Origin of the sequence: uncultured Sphingomonas sp. (assembly GCF_902806265.1) — a bacterium.
Lineage (GTDB): Bacteria > Pseudomonadota > Alphaproteobacteria > Sphingomonadales > Sphingomonadaceae > Sphingomicrobium.
In genome coordinates this window covers 90,534-101,281 of record NZ_CADCVZ010000030.1, presented here as the reverse complement: position 1 = coordinate 101,281, position 10,748 = coordinate 90,534, and the positions used below count along the sequence as shown (strand labels likewise).

General features: G+C 67.6%; 11 protein-coding genes. 8 read left to right on the top strand and 3 right to left on the bottom strand.

Features of this window, described 5'->3' with window-relative positions; genetic code table 11:
- Positions 1 to 209: 209 nt before the first annotated feature.
- The 7 genes from QZX62_RS07335 to QZX62_RS07305 all read left to right on the top strand — a co-directional run bounded on the left by QZX62_RS07335 (position 210) and on the right by QZX62_RS07305 (position 6,980).
- Positions 210 to 1,298 (top strand): potassium channel family protein, encoded by a 1,089-nt coding sequence (locus QZX62_RS07335; protein ID WP_366926190.1) that lies wholly within the window; start codon positions 210 to 212, stop codon positions 1,296 to 1,298.
- Positions 1,299 to 1,331: 33 nt separating this feature from the next.
- Complete coding sequence (locus QZX62_RS07330; protein ID WP_294173291.1) at positions 1,332 to 2,138, top strand: energy transducer TonB; 807 nt, start codon at positions 1,332 to 1,334, stop codon at positions 2,136 to 2,138.
- 45 nt (positions 2,139 to 2,183) lie between these two features.
- On the top strand, positions 2,184 to 3,545 hold the full coding sequence (gene rimO / locus QZX62_RS07325; RefSeq protein WP_294173288.1) for a 30S ribosomal protein S12 methylthiotransferase RimO: 1,362 nt from the start codon (positions 2,184 to 2,186) through the stop codon (positions 3,543 to 3,545).
- A 67-nt stretch (positions 3,546 to 3,612) separates the two neighbouring features.
- Positions 3,613 to 4,761, top strand: a complete 1,149-nt coding sequence (locus QZX62_RS07320; protein ID WP_294173286.1) for an ionic transporter y4hA — start codon at positions 3,613 to 3,615, stop codon at positions 4,759 to 4,761.
- Positions 4,762 to 4,774: 13 nt separating this feature from the next.
- A complete protein-coding gene (locus QZX62_RS07315) occupies positions 4,775 to 6,169 on the top strand; it encodes a M17 family metallopeptidase (RefSeq protein WP_294173285.1) in 1,395 nt (464 codons plus the stop codon).
- A gap of 141 nt (positions 6,170 to 6,310) precedes the next feature.
- Positions 6,311 to 6,667, top strand: coding sequence for a MarR family winged helix-turn-helix transcriptional regulator (locus QZX62_RS07310; RefSeq protein WP_294173304.1), 357 nt, complete (start codon positions 6,311 to 6,313; stop codon positions 6,665 to 6,667).
- A gap of 22 nt (positions 6,668 to 6,689) precedes the next feature.
- Positions 6,690 to 6,980 (top strand): SH3 domain-containing protein, encoded by a 291-nt coding sequence (locus QZX62_RS07305; protein WP_294173284.1) that lies wholly within the window; start codon positions 6,690 to 6,692, stop codon positions 6,978 to 6,980.
- Between the two features lie 494 nt (positions 6,981 to 7,474).
- On the opposite strand, the gene mltG is transcribed toward QZX62_RS07305, so the two are convergent.
- The 3 genes from mltG to QZX62_RS07290 form a co-directional block, all read right to left on the bottom strand.
- Complete coding sequence (gene mltG, locus QZX62_RS07300) at positions 7,475 to 8,440, bottom strand: endolytic transglycosylase MltG (protein WP_294173283.1); 966 nt, start codon at positions 8,438 to 8,440, stop codon at positions 7,475 to 7,477.
- Between the two features lie 42 nt (positions 8,441 to 8,482).
- Positions 8,483 to 9,745: a beta-ketoacyl-ACP synthase II gene (gene fabF, locus QZX62_RS07295; protein WP_294173282.1), complete on the bottom strand. Its 1,263-nt coding sequence runs from the start codon at positions 9,743 to 9,745 to the stop codon at positions 8,483 to 8,485.
- 100 nt (positions 9,746 to 9,845) lie between these two features.
- Positions 9,846 to 10,082, bottom strand: coding sequence for an acyl carrier protein (locus QZX62_RS07290; protein ID WP_294169070.1), 237 nt, complete (start codon positions 10,080 to 10,082; stop codon positions 9,846 to 9,848).
- Between the two features lie 106 nt (positions 10,083 to 10,188).
- Between QZX62_RS07290 and QZX62_RS07285 the strand changes: the two genes are divergently transcribed.
- Positions 10,189 to 10,644, top strand: coding sequence for a vgr related protein (locus QZX62_RS07285; protein ID WP_294173281.1), 456 nt, complete (start codon positions 10,189 to 10,191; stop codon positions 10,642 to 10,644).
- The last annotated feature ends 104 nt before the right edge of the window (positions 10,645 to 10,748 follow it).

The window sequence follows — 10,748 nt, the reverse complement described above, 5'->3', positions numbered from 1 at the left end:
ACGTGGTGGCCGAAATCGGCGAAGCAGGCCCCCGAAACCAGGCCGACGTAGCCAGTGCCGATCATTGCGATACGCATGCAGAAACTCCGTGCCGAAGCGAGTGGCGGCCTGGTCCATAGCCGGTGAAAGGCGCGGCTTCTAACCAGCAACTTGTGCGCTGACCAGTCGTTGCATCGCCGGTCCAGTTACTCGTGCGGAAAGGGACAGGGTTGACCAGCAGGTATCTCACGCCCCGTCCACCGTCCGGTCCGTGGCGCCCGACCCGGGATCGCAACGACCTGCTGCTCCGGCGCCGCCCCTCCCTAGGCAATTGGGCGCAGTTCTTCATCCGGGTAGCGGTGGCGTTCGCGCTGCTGGCGCTGGTGGTCGGCTTTCACTGGATCGAGCGCGAAAGCCTGAAGGACACTCACGACGGGCACATCAGCTTCGCCGACATCATCTACTTTACCATGATCAGCGCGACCACGACGGGCTACGGCGACGTGGTTCCGGTGACGGATCAGGCCCGGCTGTTCGACGCGCTGGTCGTGACGCCCATCCGCATTTTCTTCCTGCTGATCCTGGCGGGAACCGCCTACACCTTTGTGATCAAGCGACTTTGGAGCAAGTGGCTCATGCAACGCCTGCAGCAGACCTTAACCGACCATATCATCGTCGCCGGTTGCGGCACCGCCGGTTCCGAAGCCGTCAACGAACTGATCGCCCGCGGCACGCCGGCCAAGGAGATCGTGGTGATCGATTGCGAGGCGGAGGCGGCCGCCCAGGCGGAAGCGCTCGGCTGCACCGTGCTGCAGGGCGACGCGACCCGCGATGCCACGCTTGAGGCGGTCAGGGCTAGAACCGCCCGCTGCCTGATCGTGGCTGCTGGGCGGGACGATACCTCCATCCTGGTCTGCCTGACCGCTCGGCACCTCGTCCCCGATCTGCCGATCACCGTGTCCGTCAAGAACAGCGACAACGAGGTGCCGGCGCGCGCGGCTGGCGCGTCCACCGTGATCAATCCGGTGAGCTTTGCCGGGCTGCTGATGGCCGGCTCGGCGCAAGGGTCGGGGATCGCCGACTACATGGCCGACCTAGCTTCGCATGCCGGCGAGGTGCAATTGCGCGAGCGCCTAGTCGGCGCGGAGGAAGCGGGCCTGCCCCTGTCCGGGCTGAAGACCGGTTTGGGCGTGAGATTGATGCGCGACGGACAGGCGATCAGCTTCTGGGAAGACGGAGCCAAGTCGCTTCAGGTCGGAGACCGGGTGGTCGAGATCGTCCCTAATCGCGCGCTAAAGTCAGCCGGAACAAGGGCCTAGCCGGACCGGACCGGCCGTTATAGGATCGCCGGCATGTCGGGCCGAGCACTTGCCGACCGCCGTGATCGCTGGCGTTCCGCGCTGATCGTCGGCGCCATCCATCTGGGCCTGGGCTACGCCCTGCTGACGGGCTTGGGCGTAACGGTGGAGCCGAAGATCGAGGACCCGCTCTCCCTCATCAGCCTGGCCGACAACCCGCCGCCGCCGCCCACCGAGCCGATGATGCCGGAACAAGCCGCCAAGCCGACGGAGCGGCCCAAGGACCCGGAAGGCGCGGCTGCTCCGCCGGCACTTCGCAACACGCCCACCCCGGTTGTCGCGCCCGAGCCGGAGGTGAAGCTTCCGCCGCCGCCGCCGCCGATTCGCGCCGCTCCGGTCGCCGGGCAGGGCACCGCACCCGCGGCGGGAGCGGCCCCCTTCCCCGGTCCGGGCACCGGCCGCGGAGGGGTCGGCGCCGGCCTTGGCTCCGGCCGCTTCGGCGACGGCACCGGCGGCGGCGGCGGCGGCGGACGCGGGATACCGGCCGAGTGGCTGCGCGGCGCCATCACTCCGCGCGACTACCCGCCCGCCCTGGTGGAACGGCGGGTACAAGGCACCGTGCACCTGCGCTTCGTCGTCGCGCGAAACGGCCGGGTTCGCGATTGCCGCGTCACCCGCTCGAGCGGCACGCCATTGCTGGACGCGACCACCTGCCGGCTGATCATGCAGCGCTTCCGCTACCGCCCCGCCCGCGATGCCGCCGGGCGGCCAACCGAGGAGGTCATTCTCGGCGACCACGCCTGGCAACTCGGCCCGCCCCGCCCCGACCAATGGTACGACGCCGAGGAAATTCGCGACTAAGCGTCTCGATTTCGCCCGCATTTTCCACTATATGCGGCGTCTCCCATGGCAACCAGACTTCCCTCCCCGCCCCGCGTCGGCATGGTTTCGCTCGGCTGTCCCAAGAACCTCGTCGACAGCGAGCGCATCCTCTCCAGGCTGCGCGCCGACGGTTACGACATGTCGCCCGACTATGCCGGTGCCGACGTGGTGCTGGTCAACACCTGCGGCTTCCTAGACAGCGCCAAGGCCGAGAGCCTGGAGGCGATCGGCGAGGCGATCGCGGAGAACGGCCGGGTGATCGTCACCGGCTGCATGGGCCGCGAGGCAGAGGTCATCCGCGGCCGCTTCCCGCAGGTGCTCGCGGTGACCGGCGCCCACCAATATGAGCAGGTGGTCGAGGCGGTGCACGAGGCCGCTCCGCCAGCGCCTTCGCCTTATCTCGACCTGGTGCCGCAGGCCCGGGCGGACCTGGGCCTGAAGCTCACGCCCAGGCACTACAGCTATCTCAAGATCTCCGAAGGCTGCAATCACCGCTGCGCCTTTTGCATCATCCCGCAGATCCGCGGCGACCTCGTCAGCCGCCGTCCGGACGCGATCCTGCGCGAGGCGGAGAAGCTGATCGCGGCCGGCACCCGCGAACTGCTGGTGATCAGCCAGGACACCAGCGCCTACGGGCTCGACCTCAAGCACGCCGCCTACCCATGGAAGGGCGGTGAGGTCCGGGCGCACATGACCGACCTCGCCCGCGCGCTGGGACAGCTCGGCGCATGGGTGCGGCTCCACTATGTCTACCCGTACCCGCACGTGGACCGGGTCATCCCGCTGATGGCCGAGGGGCTGGTGCTGCCCTACCTCGACATTCCGTTCCAGCATGCCAGCCCCAAGGTGCTGAAAGCGATGAAGCGCCCGGCGAACGAGGCCCGTGTGCTCGAGCGCCTGCGCGAATGGCGCACGCAGGTACCCGATATTGCCATCCGCTCCAGCTTCGTGGTCGGCTTCCCCGGCGAGACGGAGGAAGACTTCCGCTACCTGCTCGACTGGCTGGCCGAAGCGCGGCTCGACCGGGTCGGCGCGTTCCGCTTCGAGCCGGTGGAGGGCGCCGCGGCCAACGACCTGCCCGGCGCAGTGCCGCCCGAGCTCAAGGAGGAGCGCTACGCCAGGGTGATGGAGCTGACCGCTCGAATCAGCGCTGAGAAGCTCGCGGCTAAGGTCGGCCGCAGCGTGGACGTGATCATCGACGTGGTCGACGGCGACACCGGCGGCGCCACCGGGCGCAGCAAGGCCGACGCCCCGGAGATCGACGGCGAGGTCCACCTCCGCGACGCTGGCCACCTCGCGCCGGGCGACATCGTCCGGGTGCAGGTAGAAGACTCGGACGAGCACGATCTGTTCGGCGTTCCGGAGCGCGTCGCCGCAGCCGCTTAGCCGCTTGCCCGAGCCGGGCGCGGAACGCCGGTCACCTCCCACGCATTCCGTTTTGCATGGGCGCCTCATGAACGAAGCATCCGCGTTAGAGGCCGGGGCGCCGGAGGCACCGCGGACGAAGCAGGTGCGGCAATCCCCGCTCCTCCGCGCGCAGCTGACCAGCTGGAGCGGGCTGCTCCCCGTGCTCGGCTGGCTGGTGCTGGCGGCCGCGCAGTTCGGCCTGTTCTGGCCGGCGGTGTCCGCCATCGTCCTGATCGGCGTGGTGCTTGCCGCGGTTCATCATGCCGAGGTTGTCGCTCACCGGGTCGGCGAGCCGTTCGGAACCCTGATCCTCGCGCTCGCGGTGACCGTGATCGAATCCGGGCTGATCGTCTCGCTGATGCTCGCCAACCGTGAGGCGGCCGTGACGCTCGCCCGCGATACGGTGTTCGCGACCGGCATGATCATCCTCAACCTGCTGCTTGGCCTGTGCCTGGTCGCCGCGGCGGCCCGTCGGGAGGAGGTCCGCTTCACCCGCACCGGAGCGACCGCGGCGCTTGGCACCTTGGCGACCCTGATGGTGCTGGCGCTGGTCCTGCCCAACTACACCACCACACTCGCCGGACCGATCTATACCCGGACGCAGCTGGCGTTCGTGTCGGTTTTCCTGCTGATCCTGTACCTGACCTTTGTCTTCGTGCAGACCGTTCGCAACCGCGATTATTTTCTGCCGCGCGGCGACCTCCAAAAGGTGCCGGAGGTGCATGCGCCGCCGCCATCTCAGTCACAGGCGGTCCTCTCCTTTCTCTTCCTGCTGGTCGGGCTGGTGGCCGTGGTGCTCATGGCCAAGTCGCTGTCGCCCGCGCTTGAAGCCGGGGTCGCGGCCGCGGGCGCTCCCCGCGAGGTGGTGGGGATCGTCATTGCCGCGATCGTTCTGCTGCCGGAAAGCGTAGCTGCAGTGCGTGCGGCCCGGGCGAGGCGGCTGCAGACCAGCCTCAACCTCGCTCTCGGCTCGGCGCTTGCCACCATTGGCCTGACCATCCCGGTCGTGGCGGTGGTGTCCTTCACCCTCGGGCTTCCGCTGGTGCTCGGCCTCGATCCCAAGTCGGTGCTGCTGCTCGCCCTCAGCCTGTTCGTCGCCGCCCTGTCGCTTGCGCGCGGGCGGGTGACGGTGCTGCACGGCGCGGTGCACCTGGTGATCTTCGCTGCCTATCTGGTGACCACCGTCATCCCTTGAGTACAGGATCCGCATGACCGATTTCTCCGCCCTGCTGCAGCCCGACCGCGGCCAGCCAGCCCGCACCATCCACCTCGTCGACGCTGCCGGCTTCCCCGAATGTGTGAAGCGCAGGGCCCCGGCGGACCGCGTGCTGCTTGAAGCGCAGCGGTTCAACGGCAAGACGGCCGGCGCGCACCTGCTGTTGCCGCAGCCCGGCGGCGCGCAGTTCGAGGTCCTCGCGGCGGTGGCGGACACGGCAGCCCTGTCGCCATGGTGCCTGGCCAAGCTGGCGGAAGCGCTGCCCGGCGGCACCTACCGCCTGGCCGACGCCGCTCCGGGCCAGGGCGCGTTGGGCTGGCTGCTCGGCCAGCACCGGTTCGAGCGCTACAAGAGCCAGCCGGAGCCGAGACGGGAGCCGCGCATGCTGCTGACGGAGGATGCGGCGCAGATTGGCGGGCTGGTCCGGCAGGCCGAAGCCACGGCGCTGGTCCGCGACTTGGTGGACACGCCGGCGGGCGACCTCGGCCCCGCCGAGTTGGAGGCGGCGGTACGCTCGACGGCCAAGGACTGGAGCGCGGCGATTACCGTTATCTCGGGCGAGGAGCTCGAACGCGAGTTCCCGATGGTGGCGGCGGTCGGCCGGGCGGCGGTGCCGGCGCGCGCGCCGCGCATGATCGAGCTCGAATGGGGCCGGCCGGAGCACCCGCGCGTGGCGATAGTCGGCAAGGGCGTATGCTTCGACAGTGGCGGGCTCGACCTCAAGCCGGCGTCCGGGATGCGGCTGATGAAAAAGGACATGGGCGGCGCGGCCCATGCCCTAGCGCTGGCCGGGCTGATCGTCGGCGCCCGTCTGCCGGTAAGATTGCACCTGCTGATCCCGGCAGTTGAGAATTCGGTCGCCGGCAACGCCTTCCGCCCGGGCGACGTGCTGCGCAGCCGTGCGGGCACCACGGTGGAGATCGACAACACGGACGCAGAAGGGCGGCTGATCCTGGCCGACGCCCTGACCCGCGCGGGCGAAGGCAAGCCCGAGCTGATCGTCGATTTCGCTACCCTGACCGGGGCCGCGCGGGTCGCGCTTGGTCCCGACCTGCCCGCCCTGTTCGTCAACGACGATGGGCTGGCCGGGCAACTGCTCGCGGCGGGGACCAAGGTAGTCGATCCCCTGTGGCGGATGCCCTTGTGGAGCGGCTACGACGACATGCTGAAGTCGGACGTGGCCGACCTGGCCAACAGCGCGGAGGGCGGAATGGCGGGCGCGGTCACCGCTGCGCTGTTCCTGCAGCGCTTCGTTCCCGATGCGACGCCCTGGGCTCACCTCGACACCTTCGCCTGGCATCCCTCGGCCAAGCCGGGACGGCCCAAGGGCGGGGAGGCTCTGGGCGTGCGGGCCGTGTTCGGGGCGCTGGCCGCTCGTTACGCCTAGCTGCGAAGCGAGCAGTTTATTCGACCATTCGTTTGAAATCCCTGTCGGCAACGCAACATTTTCGTAACTGGCCGGTTGAAGTTCGCAAGTGTCGAGCAGGGAGATTCCACTCCAATGAGCGAGGTTTCGCTGAGCGGTTGGATGCGCGCCTTGGTCGGCTATGTCCGGTCCGGCGAGCCAGATCTGACCAACCGCCAGATGGCGTTATTAATGATCGTATATCTGACTCCTGGGCCACACACCGTGCGCGGCTTGGCGCGGGTATTGGGCGTGTCCAAGCCGGTGGTGACCCGTGCCTTGAACACGCTGGGTGCGCTCGGCTATCTGCGCCGCGAACGTGATCAGGACGACCGCCGCAACGTGTTCGTCGTGCGCACCAGCACCGGGGCAGATTTTCTTGAAGGCTTCAAGCGCAACATCCGTACCACCGGCGAGCGCGGAGCCGACGGGGACCCGAGCCGCCGCCCAGCGCTCAGCCAGCTCGCCCACGCGCGCTGACACGCCTTCGGGCGGCTTTCCGTTGGCTGGACCTACGCAGCCGCTGGACCCGCTGACTCACGCCTTCCGCCCCGACCTGGCGGACGTCGCGCTGGCTGGAAGGGTGATCGCCTCGCACTATGCCGAGCCGCTGCAGCGGCGCCTGACCCGTTCCGCGTCGCTGCTCGCTGCGCCTGAGGACGGTGCGGCGGAGCTGGCCCAGCTCCGGGCCGGGGACCTGCTCCTAATGCTCGACAACAGCCGCGGCTGGGCTTGGGGCTACGCCGGCGAGGAGCGGCGCGTGGGCTATGTGCGGAGCGAAGCTGTTCGGTAGGCGGCATTGGTCCTGCGTCTCAATGTCTGAGTTCGACCCATTGCGGAGATTGGCGCTTTTCGGCAGCATCGGTGAGAGGCCGGAGGAACCGATGAAGTTGCCGATCAGGAACCGCACCGCCTTGCCGCTAACGCTGTTTATCGAGCCCTATTGTGATCAGCACGAGATACCCCCGAACGCTGAGGCAATCGTGATCCTTGCGGACAGCTACCCCCACTCGATGGACTTCCACTCAGGACTGGGTGTCGCTGTGGGATGAAGGTGAAACGCAGGCTATAGTTGAAGTGGTCACCAAGGAGCAGAACGCCGTAATCGACGCACTCGCCTTTGCGCGGGGTTGGCTTTTTCACTTACGGCGGACGGGGCAAAGCGGCTGCGAAAGACTTAGATGCTGCTATGGACCGCGACGAGAGGGCCACCGGCTACCTTCGTTCCCGGTGCGCAGCTTACACATCGGCGCGCAACCAACGTCACCTTTCCACAGCGCCTGACCCTCACATCTCGCCGCGCTGGCGGCGCAGCGCGTACCATTTCGCGACATTGGCGTTGTGCTCCGCCAGCGTGCGGGCGAACACATGGCCGCCCGTGCCGTCAGCGACGAAGTAGATGAACTGGTGCCCCTCGGGGTTGAGCACCGCGGCGATGCTCTCGCGTCCCGGGTTGGCGATCGGCCCGACCGGCAGGCCGGCGCGGCGATAGGTATTGTAGCCGGTGTCCGCGTTCAACTCCGAGCGCAGGATGCGACGGCCGAGCGGCTTGCCCTTGGTCACCGGGTAGATGACCGTGGGATCGGCATCCAGCTTCATCCCGATCTTCAGCCGGTTGCAGTAGACCCCGGCGACCGCGCGGCGCTCCGACGGCTTGCCGGTCTCCTTTTCGACGATGGAGGCGAGGGTCACCGTCTCTTCCTTGCTCGACACGGGGCAACCTCCCTTGCGCGCCTTCCAAAGCCGGTCGAGCTCACGGGTCATCGCGGCCTGCATGCGCCCTATTACCGCCGCCCGCGCTTCGCCGCGCTTGTAACCGTAGCTGTCGGGGAGCACCGAGCCCTCCGGCGGCAGCGGCGCCGCGCCGGTCAGGTATGGTACCGCCGCGACCTTCTCCTGAACGATGACGGAGGGTGTGCCCTCGGCCAGCGTCACCAGCCGCTGCACCGGCTGGCCATGCTGGAGCAAATCGAGCAGCTTCGCCCCGTTGGTGCCCACAGGCACCTCGAACTCGCCCGCCTGGATCCCGTCGCCGGACCCGAACAGCCGCGCCATGCCGCGGTAGGTGGTGCAGGTGCCGGGGATCAGCCCCTTGCGCTCCAGCCCCGGACAGAGGCTGGTCAGCGTTGCGCCTTCCTCCACGACGATCGTTTCCGCCTTGGCGGAGCCGCCGCCCCACCATAGCAGCCAGACGGCGAGCAGCACGGCGACGATACCGGCAATTGGCAGGACGATGAGGAGGCGCTTCAGCATCGCCGCGCTTCTACCCCGCCGCACGCCGGGGTCCAGCCCTGCTCAGTCGACCGCCTTCATCACCAACGACGCGTTGGTGCCGCCAAAGCCGAAGCTGTTGTTCAGCACCGCCTTGACCGAGCGCTCCTTGGCGGTGTGCGGGACCAGGTCGACGCCCGCGCAGCCTTCGGACGGGTTGTCGAGGTTGAGCGTCGGCGGGACGACCTGGTCACGCATGGCGAGGATGCAGAAGATGCTCTCCACCGCGCCGGCACCGCCGAGCAGGTGACCAATCGCGGACTTGGTCGAACTCATCGACATGGTGGCGGTATGGTTGCCGAACAGCTTGCGGACCGCCCCGAGCTCCAGCTCATCGCCGAGCGGGGTCGAGGTGCCATGCGCGTTGACGTAGTCGATATCGCCGAGGTCCAGCCCGGACTTCTTCATCGCCATCTGCATGGAGCGGAAGGCGCCCGAGCCTTCCGGGTGCGGCGCTGTGACGTGATAGGCGTCGCCCGAAAGACCGTAGCCCACCACCTCGGCGTAGATTTTAGCGCCGCGCGCCTTGGCGTGCTCATATTCCTCAAGGACGACAACGCCCGCGCCCTCGCCCATCACGAAGCCGTCACGGTCCTTGTCATACGGCCGCGAGGCCTTCTCCGGCTCGTCGTTGAAGGAGGTGCTCAGCGCACGCGCTTGGGCGAAGCCGGCAATGCCGATCGGGCAGATAGTCGCCTCCGCCCCGCCCGCAACCATGATGTCCGCATCATCGTCGCGGATCATTCGCGCCGCGTCACCGATCGAGTGCGCGCCGGTCGAGCAGGCGGTCACCACCGCATGGTTCGGGCCCATCAGCCCGTACTTGATCGATACCTGGCCCGAGATGAGGTTGATCAGCCGGCCGTGGACGAAGTGGGGGCTGACGCGGCCCGGCCCTTTCTCGTGCAGCACCAGGCTTTCCGCCTCGATGCCGGGGAGCCCGCCGATGCCCGAACCGATGGAGCAGCCGGCCCGGAACTTCATCCCCTCGGGCATGTCGGTCAAGCCCGCGTCCTCGATCGCCTGTCCGGCCGCATCGATGCCGAACACGATGAACGGGTCGACCTGGCGCTGCACCTTGTGGTCGACGCGCTTGCCCGCATCGAAGCCATATTCATGGTCGGCCGGCTTTACCTCGCAGGCGATGCGGCACTTGTAAGGGGAAGCATCGAAACGCGTGATTGGACCGGCGCCGCTTCGGCCTGCCAGGATGTTCTTCCACGTGGTCTCAACATCCGCGCCCAGCGGAGTAACGAGACCCAGACCGGTGACCACGACACGGCGCATTTTAACCTCTCCAACAGCACAACAGGCTCACGCCCGGGTGGGCTGAGCCTGTCGAAACCCCGTCAGCCAAGCGCAAACGGAAGAAGGGACCAGCCGCGGCTCAGCCCTGGTTCTGGTCAATATAGTCGATCGCGTCCTTGACGGTGGTGATCTTCTCGGCGGCATCGTCGGGGATCTCGACCCCGAACTCTTCCTCGAAGGCCATCACCAATTCGACGATGTCGAGGCTGTCGGCGCCCAGATCGTCGATGAAGCTGGCCTCCTCCGTCACCTTCTCGCCTTCGACGCCCAGGTGCTCGACGACGATCTTCTTCACCCGCTCGGCAGTCTCGCTCATGTCCGTCTTTCCTTCCCGTTAAGCTTTGCCGGTTGCCCTAGCGGGGCGGAAAAGCGGCGGCAAGGGGCGCCTTGGTGAGAGGCCGAAGCCGCTCTAGAGCGGAGCCATGAAGCACGGCCGCCCACTCACCCCCGGCGAAATCGCCCTGGCCCGTACGGTGTTCGGCGAGGCCATCGACTACGCGGACGTCAGGCTGGTGCGGCGTAAGTGGTGGCCGTTCCAGCCCAAGGGTATCGTCATGGCGCCCACCGGCAACATTCACTTCCATCCGGCCGATCCGAACTGGCGAGAGGACTTCGCGAAGGCCTCGCTCAACCTCCAAGGTCTGTTCGTCCATGAGCTAACCCATGTCTGGCAGGCCCAGACCCGCGGCCGCTTCTACCTGCCGCTGATGCGGCACCCGTTCTGCCGCTACGCGTATCGCTTCGTGCCCGACAAGCCGTTCGACGCTTACGGGCTGGAGCAGCAGGCGGAGATCGTGCGCCATGCCTTTCTGCAGAAGCAGGGGCAGCGGCTGGCAAGCTGGGCTAATCCCATGATCCTGCCGTTCGCTAGCGTTTGAAACTCTGCCTGTAACTATGTTGTCACAGGATGCGAGGGAAACGCCGGTTATCAGCCACTCTCCCTCCCCTTCGCACTGGGAAAGGATTAATCCTCCTTTCGCAA